The organism is Solibacillus sp. FSL R5-0449 (genome assembly GCF_037975215.1).
Lineage (GTDB): Bacteria > Bacillota > Bacilli > Bacillales_A > Planococcaceae > Solibacillus.
On the sequence record NZ_CP150239.1, the window covers coordinates 1891454 to 1905649 of the forward strand.

Annotated in this window: 16 protein-coding genes and 1 pseudogene; 2 read left to right on the forward strand and 15 right to left on the reverse strand. The window is 35.5% G+C overall.

Translation table 11 applies throughout. The features are described from left to right. Positions 1-259: 259 nt before the first annotated feature. The 10 genes from MKY27_RS09255 to MKY27_RS09300 all read right to left on the reverse strand — a co-directional run bounded on the left by MKY27_RS09255 (position 260) and on the right by MKY27_RS09300 (position 7844). Positions 260-1261: a YdcF family protein gene (locus tag MKY27_RS09255; protein WP_339194529.1), complete on the reverse strand. Its 1002-nt coding sequence runs from the start codon at positions 1259-1261 to the stop codon at positions 260-262. Between the two features lie 287 nt (positions 1262-1548). Further along, positions 1549-1791, reverse strand: coding sequence for a conserved phage C-terminal domain-containing protein (locus MKY27_RS09260; RefSeq protein ID WP_339194531.1), 243 nt, complete (start codon positions 1789-1791; stop codon positions 1549-1551). Between the two features lie 212 nt (positions 1792-2003). Next, complete coding sequence (locus tag MKY27_RS09265) at positions 2004-2270, reverse strand: hypothetical protein (protein WP_339194533.1); 267 nt, start codon at positions 2268-2270, stop codon at positions 2004-2006. Further along, positions 2267-3145: an AraC family transcriptional regulator gene (locus MKY27_RS09270; RefSeq protein WP_339194536.1), complete on the reverse strand. Its 879-nt coding sequence runs from the start codon at positions 3143-3145 to the stop codon at positions 2267-2269. Before MKY27_RS09270 ends, MKY27_RS09265 begins: the two co-directional genes overlap by 4 nt. A gap of 175 nt (positions 3146-3320) precedes the next feature. Next, positions 3321-3698 carry an HAD-IA family hydrolase gene (locus MKY27_RS09275; RefSeq protein ID WP_339199685.1) on the reverse strand — a complete coding sequence of 126 codons (378 nt, stop codon included), beginning with the start codon at positions 3696-3698 and terminating at the stop codon, positions 3321-3323. Positions 3699-3730: 32 nt separating this feature from the next. Then, positions 3731-3937: an HAD hydrolase-like protein gene (locus tag MKY27_RS09280; protein ID WP_339194538.1), complete on the reverse strand. Its 207-nt coding sequence runs from the start codon at positions 3935-3937 to the stop codon at positions 3731-3733. Positions 3938-4247: 310 nt separating this feature from the next. Then, the gene (locus tag MKY27_RS09285) at positions 4248-5897 is read right to left on the reverse strand and encodes a catalase (protein ID WP_339194541.1); all 1650 of its coding nucleotides are present in this window, start codon (positions 5895-5897) and stop codon (positions 4248-4250) included. A gap of 318 nt (positions 5898-6215) precedes the next feature. Continuing rightward, the gene (locus MKY27_RS09290) at positions 6216-6455 is read right to left on the reverse strand and encodes a cAMP-binding protein (protein ID WP_339194544.1); all 240 of its coding nucleotides are present in this window, start codon (positions 6453-6455) and stop codon (positions 6216-6218) included. 100 nt (positions 6456-6555) lie between these two features. Then, the gene (locus tag MKY27_RS09295) at positions 6556-7551 is read right to left on the reverse strand and encodes an LLM class flavin-dependent oxidoreductase (RefSeq protein WP_339194547.1); all 996 of its coding nucleotides are present in this window, start codon (positions 7549-7551) and stop codon (positions 6556-6558) included. A gap of 8 nt (positions 7552-7559) precedes the next feature. After that, the gene (locus MKY27_RS09300) at positions 7560-7844 is read right to left on the reverse strand and encodes a DUF3219 family protein (protein WP_339194549.1); all 285 of its coding nucleotides are present in this window, start codon (positions 7842-7844) and stop codon (positions 7560-7562) included. Between the two features lie 483 nt (positions 7845-8327). Between MKY27_RS09300 and MKY27_RS09305 the strand changes: the two are divergent. Together MKY27_RS09305 and MKY27_RS09310 are read left to right on the forward strand one after the other, a co-directional pair. Next, a pseudogene (locus tag MKY27_RS09305) lies at positions 8328-8783 on the forward strand (aldehyde dehydrogenase family protein); the annotation flags it as partial. Between the two features lie 392 nt (positions 8784-9175). After that, positions 9176-10606, forward strand: coding sequence for a carbon starvation CstA family protein (locus MKY27_RS09310; protein ID WP_339194551.1), 1431 nt, complete (start codon positions 9176-9178; stop codon positions 10604-10606). Between the two features lie 141 nt (positions 10607-10747). On the opposite strand, the gene MKY27_RS09315 is transcribed toward MKY27_RS09310, so the two are convergent. The 5 genes from MKY27_RS09315 to MKY27_RS09335 form a co-directional block, all read right to left on the reverse strand. Next, on the reverse strand, positions 10748-11212 hold the full coding sequence (locus tag MKY27_RS09315) for a YtxH domain-containing protein (protein ID WP_339194553.1): 465 nt from the start codon (positions 11210-11212) through the stop codon (positions 10748-10750). Between the two features lie 273 nt (positions 11213-11485). Beyond that, positions 11486-12184 (reverse strand): HAD family hydrolase, encoded by a 699-nt coding sequence (locus MKY27_RS09320; RefSeq protein ID WP_339194556.1) that lies wholly within the window; start codon positions 12182-12184, stop codon positions 11486-11488. Between the two features lie 142 nt (positions 12185-12326). After that, positions 12327-12740, reverse strand: a complete 414-nt coding sequence (locus tag MKY27_RS09325; RefSeq protein WP_339194558.1) for a hypothetical protein — start codon at positions 12738-12740, stop codon at positions 12327-12329. Between the two features lie 192 nt (positions 12741-12932). Then, entirely contained in the window at positions 12933-13136 is a 204-nt protein-coding gene (locus tag MKY27_RS09330) for a hypothetical protein (RefSeq protein WP_339194561.1), read from the reverse strand. A 757-nt stretch (positions 13137-13893) separates the two neighbouring features. Beyond that, a complete protein-coding gene (locus tag MKY27_RS09335) occupies positions 13894-14154 on the reverse strand; it encodes an alpha/beta-type small acid-soluble spore protein (RefSeq protein WP_339194563.1) in 261 nt (86 codons plus the stop codon). Positions 14155-14196 lie beyond the last annotated feature (42 nt).

Here is a 14196-nt window from a genome sequence, read left to right on the forward strand (position 1 = left end):
TATATTTTTCCCTTAACTTAAGGTTAATTCTTCTTTTATAGAATATTAAAATGGGAATATTTAATGGAATACCCAAAAGCAAAAACCAGAAATTATGTAAGCGCTATAGCTTTTTCTTTACCACAAGTATAAAGTGTCAATCTTAGTTTATATTCTTCTAACTCAGTCACTCCAATAAAAAAAGATTCCCCTGACCAGGAGAATCACATCCCAAAAACAACAAATTGTAAATTCAGCCTTTGTCGTTTTCTTTGCATTATTACATTGTACGGAATACTAAAAAAGAAAAAATAGTGAACATAGGGATAAGAGCTATATGCCGCCACTTAAACATTTCAAGTAAACCTATAAATTCTCGTGTAAATGCATTGGGCACATAGTAAAAAGCCGTTTTTGAGCCTACTCCATTTGCTCTTAACTTTGCTCGTTTTGCATAGTAACTAGCGCGCAAAATATGATAGTTATTCGATACAAATATTCCCCGTGCTTTCGCGCCAAATCGTTTCATAATAATTTTTTTCGAGAAAAGCATATTCTCATATGTTGTTGTCGATTGGTCATCAATGACGACTGCCTCATCTGGAATATCAGGATAATGCTTATGAATATATTGCTTCATTGCATAGCTTTCGGCTACTTTCTCGTCACTTCCTTGGCCCCCTGATGTAATGATTAAAGGATATCCACCGTATTTTTTATATTGCTGGACACCCTTTACAATTCGGCTTGCAAGGAGCGGCGGTACTTGGTCACCAATTAAGCCAGATCCCAGAATAATTATGTAATCTGGTCTATAAACAATCGGCCGCCAATTATAAAGAACTAAGTAAATCGCTGTAGCTGAATACATCATGGTAAAGTAAACAAAAAGGCCAAACACATAGAAAAATCCGGCTTCGCTATACTTATTGCCGGTGCCCGGATACATCGAATAAATATAGTAGACTAGTACAATATTAACTGTAACACCAATCAAACCAATAAATAAATTCGACTTTTTGCGCCCTTCCTTTTCGAGTAAAACTTTACTATTAAAATAAGTTAAAACGGACATCGACGCCATAACAAGCGGAATGAAGGCAAAAACAAATACATAACCTGTAATGTTGACAACCTGCTCGCTAAAATCTTGATTAAAGAATATTTTTTCCGTGTAATAAAGCAAATTGATTAACAAAATAATTGCTAAAATATTCATATTATTATACCAACGAGGTTCAATAATAAAAAGTGCAATAATGATGAAAATTAAAAATACCAACCTAGCTCCTCCTAGTTCACTTTAAACCATTATTATACAATGCTTATTCCCGCTGCACTATCGATTTATAAAAAATAATTATCCAACAAACATTCCCTATATGACCAAATTGTCATGTTAATAGCTGATTTGGCAACTAAATCGAAGAACTTTTATAAAATTGCTACGCGCTTCAACATTGCAGTTGAGTTGCGCAGGCAAATCAAGGCTTCAGCTGGCTATCATAATCAAATAGTTTTCCTCAAACATCGTCGCTAAAATACTCTGCTCCAGAAACTCTTTTTTAATCAATAGCATTCACCTTCATCAAAATCGAGTATGACAGGTTCAAAATCAAGATTATTTTCCTGCTGTCTTGTAAGCGCATCGTTTAAATAGCTTTCAAAATTTCCTGGTCGGAATAAGGTGATCGGTCTTAAATATTTGTTCATCTGCGGATCATTTTTCCAGTTTCTCACTTGTTCATCAATGACTAAGTAGCAATCTTCTGCTGTATGAAGTATGTGGTATGTGAACACTAAACTGGACAAAAATTAAAGGAGCTGTAGCTTGAATTCCACAGGCGTTAAATAGCCAAGTGTTCCTCCATCAAATTATTTTATGTGTTACTAAAAACAGGTTTATACCTACTGATAAGAACATACTGCCAATTATTAATGCTAAATTGCGCCCTGAAACGCACAAAAGAGCATTTCCTTATCCAGGAAAGCTCCCGATTGTTGAAAATCGTTTCTAATTATTGCTAAGCTGTTACCGCAAAACGTGCGTAAATCTCTTTGACGGTGTTGTTGACCGCCAATTTGCTTTTCACATTTAACTCCAAAATCTTTCTACTTAGCTCTGCATCTGTTTCAAATAGAACTTGGTTTTGCACATAGATTTCATAGGCTTGTGGATGGTCACCTTTAATTTTTTCCATCTTGGATTCAATTTTATATTCCTTTGATCCAAAGCCTAATGACGTATAAATATTAAAAACAATATCAAATAGTAAATCGAGCAGTATCATAAATCCTCAAAACCTAAATTCACTGGCTCCAGCGGTAATTCACCAGCAGAGCCTGCTATATTAGTAGACGATACCGATTTATCCACTTCCTCAAAGGAAATCCCATCAATCCAGGCTTCTCCAGATCCTGTTAGTAAAAGGCCAAAATGTATTGAGGCGCTTTCTTCTAGTACATCTAATACAATTGAATAATAATTCCAATCTGTTGTTCCATGAATCGAACGGTTGTCCATATTATCAAATTGCAGTAAATCACCATTTTTTGAATCAATTCGACACCAGGCACCGCACTTTATAACATTTTTTGTTTTAATAAAACATGACATTTTCATTCGTTTACCAACCCATTTTTTAGCTGAAAATGTTTGCATCATTGTTCCAAATTGACCTTCTTCAACAGGTCCATTAGATCTAAGATAACCAGATTTTGAGCCCGTATGGAATATTTCATGATCTGCTTTCATCCCATAAAGCGATGGATTTGTCCCTGTTAAAAACCAACCCTTTACTTCATTTACTGTATCCATTTCATTTTCCTCCTTTTGGTATAAAGAACGCATCATATTACGATATTTTCCGGGTGGCATTCTGTATAGCTCTTTAAAAGCACGTGTAAAAGCTTCTTGTGATTGAAATTGACATTCAAACGAAATATCAAGGATTGTGTAGTCCGTATGGAGCAACAGAAAAGCAGATATGGCAAGGCGTCTTTTCCGAATATACTCGCCAATCGTCAAACTAGTTTCTTTTTTAAACTGCCGCGTCAAATAAAATTTCGAATAACCGATCTTTTCTGCATAATCCTCCAACTGCCACGTTGTTAATAGGTTCTCCTCTAATGTATCCACAATTTTTTGGACGATTTCACTATACATAACTGCTCACCTCAAGACTAAGTATACGGAAGGGAAAAAAGATTTTTTTGATAATTATTGCACTGCTGTAAGTATAAGGGTTAACAAGATTTCACTTATGTGCCGCAGAAATTTTATGTATGTTCATGCATCTAAAACCAAAATCTACAACAGCTTAAAATTTTGAATACTTTCACTAGAAAATACTTAAAAGTTCATCCAAACTTTCAATTTCATTATCATATTGACTTACTTGCCCAAATCCGTATTTAGCAAATATAAATGGAATTTTAGCATATCTGGCTGCATTTAAATCCCCTTCCGTGTCACCTACATAAACCTGATTTAATAAGTTGTTTCTATCAATCACTAATTTAATATTTTCACCTTTTGACATGGCAGTTCTTCCGTGGCTTTCAAAATCCAAAAAATACTTTTCAAGTTTATGATATTTGTAAAATGATTCTATGTAGCCATCTTGGCAGTTACTAACAATATATAGTTTATACTTTTGAGAAAGCTCTTTTAGGACATTCTCTACATTTGGATAGAGGACCCCGCCATATTTTTCTATGAAAGATTGTTCTAATTCGCAACAAGCATTTACTAGTTGTGCCGTTCCGTATAACTTAAAGCAGGAAAGAGCTTTCTACTTATTTCATTCATCTGTAATCCCATCGTACCTTCAAAGTCTTCCCTAGTTAATTCATTGATTATTTGTTTATTGTTTCTTATTACGCTGTTCCAAGCACTAAGTACTGTGTCAATTGGATCCCAGAGAGTTCCATCTAGATCAAATATTATGCTATCCAACTAAAATCCACTTCCTTCTAAACGAGTTTGATAATCAACTTTAATATCCTAATATTACCATCTATAAATTGTAATATATATTCACTTTTTAAGTACAGTATTTATCAACTCAATTTCACACTTTCCCCCTACTATTGAGAGATCCCCACCAGCATGCTCCTCCTTTTCACTTCTGCTGATTAAGAGCAAGTTAAAAGACTTAAGCCTGGTGGGATACCAAACTTAAGCCTTTTAATTTTACCTAATTCATTTTTTTGGTTAAATTTTTGCTTTTGGGTGTGTAAAAATCATCAAAGTGATTATTTAATCATTAATAAGGGTCTGCCTCATGGCTCTTCTTTACTGCATCTTTTGTAGCTTCATTTGCAGCGATCGTGCCTTGACCATATTTAGAAATGCCTGATTCCCGGCCTGGTAATTTACCTTCCTTAGCCATCTTTTCGATTTCTTTCATTTTCTTTTCAGTCGCTTCCTTCACACGGCGGCCGTAATCTTCGTCAGCCTGTGTAAAGTGATTGTACATCACTTCCTGAATGCGCGGGTCACAAATTGCAAGAGCATCCGATAAGTTATTAATGAGTTCATCACGTTCCCAGTCTTCAAAGCTGCGGTATGTTTCCCCTGCTTGACCATAGTTATTCGGGCGGTCAATAGGCTCACTCATTAATGCCGCATTATAAGACGGCTGATGTGGCGGATATGCTTTATCCCCTCCGTCACGGTAGCCACCAATCATTGACGGTTCATAATTGATATGTGGGTTTTCACCGGATTCTTTCGGATCACGAGTATCCATCTGACCACGATGCTGGTTTGTACGAACCGGTACTTTTGGTGCGTTAACTGGCAATTTCAAATAGTTTGCGCCGACACGGTAACGCTGTGTATCTGAGTAAGAGAACGTACGACCTTGAAGCATTTTGTCATCTGAGAAATCCATTCCGTCTACTAGAACACCCGTACCGAATGCAGCCTGCTCAATTTCTGCATGGAAGTCTTCCGGATTGCGGTTAAGTACCATACGACCTACAGGCAGCCAAGGGAACTTATCTTCCGGCCAAAGTTTTGTATCATCAAGCGGATCAAAGTCCAGTTCCGGATGATAGTCGTCCTCCATAATTTGGACGAATAGCTCCCACTCTGGATACTCTCCACGTTCAATTGCTTCATATAAGTCCTGAGTAGCATGTCCTACGTTTGTCGCCTGAATGGAGTTTGCCTCTTCTTGTGTCAAATTGCGGATGCCCTGTTTTGGCTCCCAGTGATACTTCACAAGTACAGCTTTCCCTTCTTCATTGACCCATTTATATGTGTTAACACCTGATCCCTGCATATGGCGGTATGTCGCCGGGATACCCCAAGGTGAAAACAGGAATGTAATCATATGCGTCGCTTCCGGTGAACGTGAAACAAAGTCAAACATACGTTGAGGATTCGGTACGTTGGAAGCCGGATCTGCTTTAAATGCGTGAATCATATCAGGGAACTTCATCGCATCACGAATAAAGAAAATCTTTAAATTGTTCCCTACAAGATCCCAGTTACCATCTTCCGTATACATTTTTACCGCAAAACCGCGTGGGTCGCGTGCAGTCTCAGGTGAATCCTTTGCACCTGCCACTGTAGAGAAACGCACCATAAGAGGCGTTTGTTTTCCGGCACCAGAAAAGACTTTAGCGCGGGTATATTTTTCAACCGGCTCATCTCCAACCTTACCGTAAGTTTCAAAATAACCGAAAGCACCTGTACCACGTGCATGCACTACACGTTCAGGTACTTCTTCACGGTCGAAATGTGAAATTTTTTCAATGAAGTGGTAATTTTCTAAAGTTGCTGGTCCTCGGTTACCCACTGTACGGATATTCTGGTTGTCTCTTACAGGGTGTCCTTGACGGGTAGTTAGAACTTCACGTTCCCCATCTTCTTTTTTCCCAACATTTTTGTCTTTGTTCTCTGCCACAATAAAACCTCCTCTAAAATACATTACAAATAAACACTGATAATAAAAATTTTAACCAACCATTATGCTTTATACCCGTATTTATCAGTTTATATTCAAAGATTGGAAAATTATTCTGAGAAAATTCTTTATTGCTAATTCATAATTCATTTTAAAACTTTAATAGTGGAAGATTTATCGGGTTAGTATTTATCAATTATGTAAAATTAAAAAATCCCTCAAATTAAAAGCAAAAGCTCTTAATTTAAGGAATTTTAAAGGTTAGAGTTACTTTAAAGGAAGAATTGCCTTAAGTCACTATGCATTTACTTACAATAATTACCTTGGCCCATTTCGATCTAAAATGGCGGATGTGTTATCTTCATGTAGGTTGTTCAAAGTTGTTGTTGTACTATCCCTTGCATATACATGTTCTTTCCCTAAAGGAATATCTGTAGTTTGAACTTCCGATGCCTGTGCTAATAAAGCTTCGCTATCGTTTTTGGTCATGCCAAAAGCTTCACTTATTAGTTCAGCTCCTGTTTTTCCATGATTCGCCTTCGAAATTTTCTTCCCCATATTCCCACCTCCTGTATATAGAATGTGTGATGGTTCATTATTTATGTAAAATATATAGGAGGTTTCGTTTACCATCATTTGCTCTTCTTCCTATCGCCTTTTAAAATATTTCTTTCGCGATAAGTTCATAGGATCGAATCCGGTCTAGTGGTGAATGTGTAATCGTATTAATCATTATTTCATCTGCGTGGTATTTAGTTTTTAACTCAAATAATTTCTGTTTCACTTCTTGAGGATTGCCAATAATTAATTTTTGTCTAACTCTTTCCAATATCTCTTGATCTTTTTCCGTTAGTTCATACTGCTTTGCTTCACTTATAGAAGGGACCCCTTGTTTGCGTTCCCCCTTTTCCATTTGTAACAACCAGATGAGATAGCTTGCTGCAACTTCTTCTGCTTTTTCTGTCGTCTCGTCGCAAATAACGTTAACTGTAACGATGACTTGTGGTGTTTCCCCATCTTTTCTTGGGCGAAAGCTATCAATATAGTCCTTAATAATAGCTGTTCCATCTTCATCGCTCATAAAATAACCGAAAGTATACGGCACACCATTTTCTGCTGCAAGTACAGCACTTTTTTTACCAGTGCCAAGAAGCCAAGGTATTGGCGGATTTTCAGGTATTGGGGAAGCCGATAACTTTGAATATTCGGCCTCTGTCGGAAAATCATCATCTAAAAAATGAAGTAAGTCTGTCAGTAAGGAAGGAAAGTTCCCGACATTTTTTATAAAGTTACCGGATAAAGCTGTCATCGCTTCAGAAGATCCACCTGGCGCTCGTCCAATCCCTAAATCAATACGATTAGGAAATAGTGTCGCTAACGTATTAAAGATTTCAGCAACTTTGTATGGTCGGTAATGAGGCAACAGAACAGCACCCGATCCAATACGAATTCGATTCGTGTTAGCTCCAATATAGCTTAGCATCACTTCTGGAGCAGGACATGCCAGTCCAGATAAATCATGGTGTTCGGCAATCCAGTACCTTGTATATCCGAATTTCTCTCCTGCCTGCGCTAATTTCAATGACCAATTTAAAGCATCTTGTGGAGTTTGATTTGAAGAGATCGGTGATTGATCCAAAATGCTTAATTTCATATTATTTTTCAGCCCTTTTCTTCCACTAAGGTTAATTTATATTGTCCTACCTGATCTTTTTCATACAAATTTGTAATAGAAGTGGAGTAGTTATAAATTGTCCCTCTAAACATTATATCTTTTTCAGGAATCTTCACGTCAAATGTTCCGTTGTAAAGCAACGTTGCAATATCATGATAATCTTCACTCGTTACATCAAAAGTGACTGAAACTGTATAAAGTCCATTTTCTTTTTCTTCTTCAAAATTACTCAGTTGAATTACTCTGTCGTCCAACATTATTTTACTGACCAAAAAAACACCCCTTATTAAATAATTTAAATCGGATAATCTATTCATTATAGTATACTTGGCAACATTATCTGAAGAATCGCTCCTCATTGTTGAAACCGATATCTATAAAATCTCTTTTCGGTTAATATATCTTCCCTATATAAAAAGAAATAATCTTCTTAAGGTAAAATACATTGAGGTCTTTACTTTCTATCGGCCGGTGTTAAATACTTCATTCCTAATATACGTTTCATTTCCTCACTCACCCAGTTGCGTAAAGCAATGTTTCCGTAGCTTCTCGTTTCATCGTATCCTCTAAACAAAATAAAATAATATGTCATATAATCATCAGATTTCTGTTTTTCAATTTTACATCCTTTCTTATATAAAAAGTCCCTTAGCTTTTTAAATTCATGAAAGGTTTCATTAATTTTGTTATCGTACCACTCTTCAAGTACGTCCTTCATTTTTAATTCAGAAATGCAATCTCTATCACGCTCAAGTGATGCCAAAAATAAAGGGGCAAAAATTATTCCATTAGGAACAATTCTAAACCCTGAATTAATGGATAACGGTTACTTCTTACAACCAACACTCGTGTTAGGTGCAGATGTTCATGACCGTGTCGTAGTAGAGGAACAATTCGGCCCTACTGTTCCAATCCTTCCATATGATGATGAAGAACAAGTGATTCAATTACACAATGAAAGCATTTACGGTTTAACAAGTTCCGTTTGGGGCGAAGAAGAACATGCTATTAAAGTGGCTCGTCGCATTGAAGCAGGTACAACGATGATTAACACTGCCGCAATTCAAGGGTTAGATGTTCGTTTCCCATTTGGCGGAGTGAAACAATCAGGCGTAGGTCGCGAATACGGATTAGATGGCATCAAATCTTACACAGAAACTCATGTCATCAATCTGCCAAATGACTTAGAATTACCTTACATTCCTGAATAAAAGCTATTTCTATTAGAAAGAGCATTAACCTTCATCGGGTTAATGCTCTTGTTTTTGTTAATTACTTATCTGTGCCCTGTGCTTTCAGGATTGAAATACAGCTATTTTCAGAAAGGTATTTGTGAATTTTCCATTTTCACTGGAAACTTTAATAGTTGATTTCCATTTTTATCAATTTATCATGAACATCTATCAATCTCCATTCAAATTTATTTGATTTTTATTATATTTTTATATAACAATTTTCACTACATAATGTTTGTTTAATTATATTTTATTTGCATATTTACATTTTCAATTGATATTTATACTGAATTTTCTAAAAACTTTGTTTACAAACGTAGTCTTCCATTACTATAATTTGAGTTATCAGAAATATTGGAGGAAGATATATGTATACACTTCTTGGTTCGATCGCTCTATTAATTGTAGGGTATATCGTATATGGAAAGTTTATTGAAAAGGTGTTTATTGTTAATGATGCAACGCCGACCCCAGCTTATACAAAAGCTGATAATTTAGATTATATGCCCATGCCTGCCTGGAAGGGCTGGATGGTTCAATTATTAAATATCGCAGGGCTTGGACCTATTTACGGTGCCATTGCAGGTGCACTGTATGGACCCGTTGCAATGATTTGGATCGTATTTGGTTGTATTTTTGCCGGTGCCGTTCATGACTATTTTGCAGGGATGTTATCATTACGTCATGGAGGCGCACAATTCCCTGCACTTGTTCAACGTTATTTAGGTAAAGTAATGCGTGTCTTCACTGATATCGTTTCAGTAATATTAATGGTTTTAGTAGCAGCTGCCTTTACTGCAGGACCTGCTGCTGTTCTTTCGTCAAAATTAGGAATTACATTTATGACAGCACTTATTGCGATTTTCATCTACTTCTTATTGGCAGCAATTTTACCGATCAATCAAATTATCGGTCGTATTTATCCAATATTTGGTGCAGTATTAATCATTATGGCCGGTGCGGTATTAGTATCACTAGTCACTTCAGGTATTGCGATTCCTGAAGTATCTTTAACTAATATGCATCCGAATGATTTACCGGTTTGGCCATTATTAATGATCACGATTTCTTGTGGCGCAATCTCTGGCTTCCACTCTACACAAAGCCCGATAATTTCAAGAACAATCAAGAAAGAATCGGAAGGCCGTAAAGTCTTCTACGGTGCCATGATTGGTGAAGGTGTCATTGCATTAATTTGGTGTGCGGCTGGTATGAGTTTCTATGGCGGTACAGAAGGATTATTACCAAAAATCTCCGAAATTGGTGCAGGTGGTGTAGTAGACGAAATTTCAATTGCATTACTTGGTACATTTGGTAGTATTTTAGCAATATTAGGGATTGTAATTTTACCAATTACAACAGGTGATACTTCATTACGTTCAGCACGCATGATTGTGTTAGACTTTTTAGGCTCTCGTTTTTCAAAAAATAGTACAACACCAATTTTAGCAACAGTTGCAGTTGCAGCACCCGCATTTTTCCTATCAACAATTGATTATCAATTCTTATGGCGTTATGTAGGGATGACGAATCAAATGGTTGCAACAGTTATGCTTTGGGTTGCAACATCGTATTTATTGAAATCAGGCAAGTTCCACTGGATTGCAGGTTTACCAGCCCTATTCATGACCTCTGTAGTATTTGTATACTTAATGGTAGCGCCAGAAGGATTTGCGCTTGCTTATGAAACAGGTGTCGTCATTGGTTTAAGCTTTACAGTCCTAGTTTCTTTCATTTATATTTATCAAATCTTTAAGCATAAGGCTTTTACAAATCCGGTATTTTTAACAGAGAAATAAGGGATTCAGACTTTTGCTAACTATAAAATCTCGCATTTTTATAATTCCTAAAAATGCGAGATTTTTGTTTTGAGTATGCTTTCGATTTTGAATTTAAAATCTAAATTAACTTTACGTTAATCATTTAAAATTTCACGGAAGCTAAGCACCTTGGCTTTGCCCATTACCGCTACCCTTCACTTCATCACCGGCTTCTTTTACTTTCCCGCCGATATCTTTTAAATCCGTTGTGGCATCTTTCGCATGGGAAAGAATTTCACTTGACTCTTCCGTTACCATAGTAACTGGTTGAATAATGTTATTGTTTACTTTTTCATAAAGGTTTTGAGCATCGCTTATCGCTTCTTTTAATACAGACGAAGCGGATTTCAGTCGCTCTTGCAAGTCATCCTTTACTTCTGAAGGATTGTTTTTGACTTGGCTGTACATATCCATTGTTGAATCTTTCATATTTTTTGTTGTCTCAGTAACTTTATTTCTAGTAGTTGAGTCAAGCATTGAAAGCGCACCACCGATAACTGCCCCGATTACCATTCCTCTTAAAAGCTTACCATTATTATCATTTTCTGTTGTTGTCGATAAATTATTATACGAAGTTTGTGTCATAATAAATGCTCCTTTTTGTTTGAATTTGTTAACTTATACCTTAGTTGCCCGATATTTTTTTCATTTAAACATTTTCAAAACCAGGATATTCTAAGATTTATAAACTATATGAGAATATATCTTCCATAAGGCACCTTAACTCGATCGTTCATATTTATCGTTTTCACTAGTATGCAACCACAACAGAAAAGGCACATTTCTTTTTATAAAATGTGCCTAATTTCTATAGTATTCACGCTCTGTTAGTATTATTGATTTACTTTGTACAAACCCTTATTTGAGCAAGCTATATGTATTGCAATTTTTGTTACTGCTTAAATTCTTTAATAGCTGAGGAAGTTCTAAATAATCATCAATTATTGCATCAGCTTTTACATCAGTCCATTGATCATCTTTTTTCCAAATACTAGCCATCCCTACATTTTGAGCAGCTTTCACATCATTATCAGGATGGTCTCCAATAAATAGACTCTCTGATGGTTCGACATTTAATTTTTCTAATGCGTTTATAAAGATTTGGGGATCAGGTTTCTTGATCCCTTCCCATTCGGATACTAAAATTACATCAAAATAACTTACAATATTCAAAGCTTTAATGTTGTCCATCTGGAACTGACCATATCCATTTGTAATCATACCTAAAGCGATTTCATTATTTTTTAACTCCTCCAGCATTTTATGAATATGAGGAAATCCTACACAATGGTGTTTGAAATTGTCCAAATAATCTTCGAGAAGTTCTTCCCAAGTTACTGAACATATATTAAACTCCTCAATAAGTTGTTGGTACACTTTATCTTTCCAAACATATCCATGATTATCAAGTTCAATAAATCGTGAAACATACTGCTCTTTTGGAATATGAGAAAGTATCTTATTCAGTCTTTCATATTGGTGGTTAATAAAAAAATCTACTGACTTATCGCGATTCAGTAACGTTCCATCTAAATCAAATAATACAGCTTTAAACATGTTGAACTCCTCCAGTGATTATTAACTAATGTTATCCACTATATAACTCTATAATTGAATAAAGCACTTATCTTTTTACGAAAAGTGCATGATTGCGGAAATCTGATTCTGTGTATCAAGCTACTAGTTGAGAGCCTATTTCTCATGTAGCATTAATGAAAAACCTTCCTTTTGCAGCTTTAATCTCAAAGAAATATTTTTTACCATTCTTAAGCCCTTCTAATTTCTCACTTTTTCCAGGTGTTATCTGAAATTCATTTACTACTATTTCTCCATTTATATCTTTTACCCTCATGAGTATATTACCTGCACTGTTTGCGTCATTCGTAACTTCCTTTCTCCAAAAAATGCTATTATAGGTCATGTCTTTTTGGGCGTTAAAACTTATACGTTCCCACTCTTCCATTCCATCTGACGAATCCACAATAGCTGTAACCATTGGAAAAAATATTTGATTGACGGAACCTACATTTTGAATAACTAAACTACAAGTAATTACTACTACTGTTAGTGCAAACGCAATAATAGAAAATAATAAGCTCTTTCTGAATTTCATTTTTAATCCCCCTCTATAATCCCACCTTCTTCTACTTCCATATGAAGTGGAACAATTCCTTCATTATTGGTTAAAGTTATTGCACCACTTCAGAACACTATTTAAGGTAACTTTTTCTTTACAAAAAAAGCCCAATTCTTTTTTAGAAATGAGCTTTCTTATGTAATATGTAGTTAGTTTAAAGCCTATGTATTAACGAGCAGTACCTCGCCATTTTTGTAAATGCCCTTCTACTGAATGAGTGCTATTAACAAGCTCCAATACTTCTGAACTCATTATTAATTCTTTTGCTTCCACTACTTTTTGATCGGACATGGGTACATCTACTATGTGATTATTTTTCTTTTCTACGATCATTGCTTTGATTGTGTGTGCTTCTACACTATTTACATTCATGTGACGTTAGTTCCTCTCGATTACTATCATTTTCTTAATATTCCTACTTTTAAAGTATAGTCCACCGACATGACTTTTGTCTCAGTTATTTCTGTGTATATTCTCTCACTTATGTATAGTTTTTGACTCCCCTATCAATTAGTTAGGTTATATATACTACTCAATGAGTTTATGTTAATAAATTTGGGGAATTTTTTAATTCGAAAGAAGTGATATACAACTATATTTGTCAGAGCCTAATCCCCTCCTATAGACTTCCCATTTCATTTCAGTTATACAAAACCGTATAAAAATAATAACTTTTGTAAATGCTTGTCTAAAGTTGGAGAGAATAAGAAGAACGTTGACAAGGAGAGCTTGCTATTCAAGCGATGAACGACAATAATGAAAACTTTGTTCAATATCAAACGTATGTTGTTGGTTATTTTATTATTAAATCTAATTGATGGTATTTGTACGGCTTGGGGGCTCAGTAATGAATGGATTGAAGAAGCGAACCCACTGATGAGTTCGTTTTCACCCTTAACAATCCTTGGAATAAAAGTCACTTTATCTGGTGCTATTTTGTTACTGTGGAAATCAAATTTCCCTACAAGATTAACGAATGTTTGGCGAGTAGTTCTTACTTTCGTCATGTTCTTATATACTGGGATATTTGTTATGCACATAACCTGGATTTCAATGTTGTAGAATGTCTTCTAAAAAAAGAAAAGTGCTGCAAACCCTTAATACTAAGGAATTTGCAGCACTCTTTAATTTATTGTTCTTTCTTTAAACTTTCTTGTGCCATTTTAATTAGCTCCTTAACCATGCTGCCACCGATTTTCCCGCCAACTTTACCAGCTTCAAAAGAAGTAAGTTCGCCGTTATATTCTTCATTTAGAGAAATGCCTAATTCCTTAGCTACCTCTAGCACTGTCACTTCAGGATTACTAGAACCGGTTACTTTCGCTTTTAACAAATCCAGCTCTTGTTTAGCTTCAGGTACAAGAATTTTGTTTCGTTTTTTCTTTGCCATTTGATTGCTCCTTTTAAACTAGCATAGGCAATTACGGACAAA

Excerpts from the sequence above, each read along its gene's own strand:
- MKY27_RS09320 (WP_339194556.1), bottom strand. The coding sequence starts at position 12,184 with ATGTTTAAAGCTGTATTATTTGATTTAGATGGAACGTTACTGAATCGC.
- MKY27_RS09290 (WP_339194544.1), bottom strand. The coding sequence starts at position 6,455 with ATGGGGAAGAAAATTTCGAAGGCGAATCATGGAAAAACAGGAGCTGAA.
- MKY27_RS09325 (WP_339194558.1), bottom strand. The coding sequence starts at position 12,740 with ATGAAATTCAGAAAGAGCTTATTATTTTCTATTATTGCGTTTGCACTA.
- MKY27_RS09265 (WP_339194533.1), bottom strand. The coding sequence starts at position 2,270 with ATGATACTGCTCGATTTACTATTTGATATTGTTTTTAATATTTATACG.
- MKY27_RS09270 (WP_339194536.1), bottom strand. The coding sequence starts at position 3,145 with ATGTATAGTGAAATCGTCCAAAAAATTGTGGATACATTAGAGGAGAAC.
- MKY27_RS09335 (WP_339194563.1), bottom strand. The coding sequence starts at position 14,154 with ATGGCAAAGAAAAAACGAAACAAAATTCTTGTACCTGAAGCTAAACAA.
- MKY27_RS09310 (WP_339194551.1), top strand. The coding sequence starts at position 9,176 with ATGTATACACTTCTTGGTTCGATCGCTCTATTAATTGTAGGGTATATC.
- MKY27_RS09315 (WP_339194553.1), bottom strand. The coding sequence starts at position 11,212 with ATGACACAAACTTCGTATAATAATTTATCGACAACAACAGAAAATGAT.
- MKY27_RS09295 (WP_339194547.1), bottom strand. The coding sequence starts at position 7,551 with ATGAAATTAAGCATTTTGGATCAATCACCGATCTCTTCAAATCAAACT.
- MKY27_RS09330 (WP_339194561.1), bottom strand. The coding sequence starts at position 13,136 with ATGAATGTAAATAGTGTAGAAGCACACACAATCAAAGCAATGATCGTA.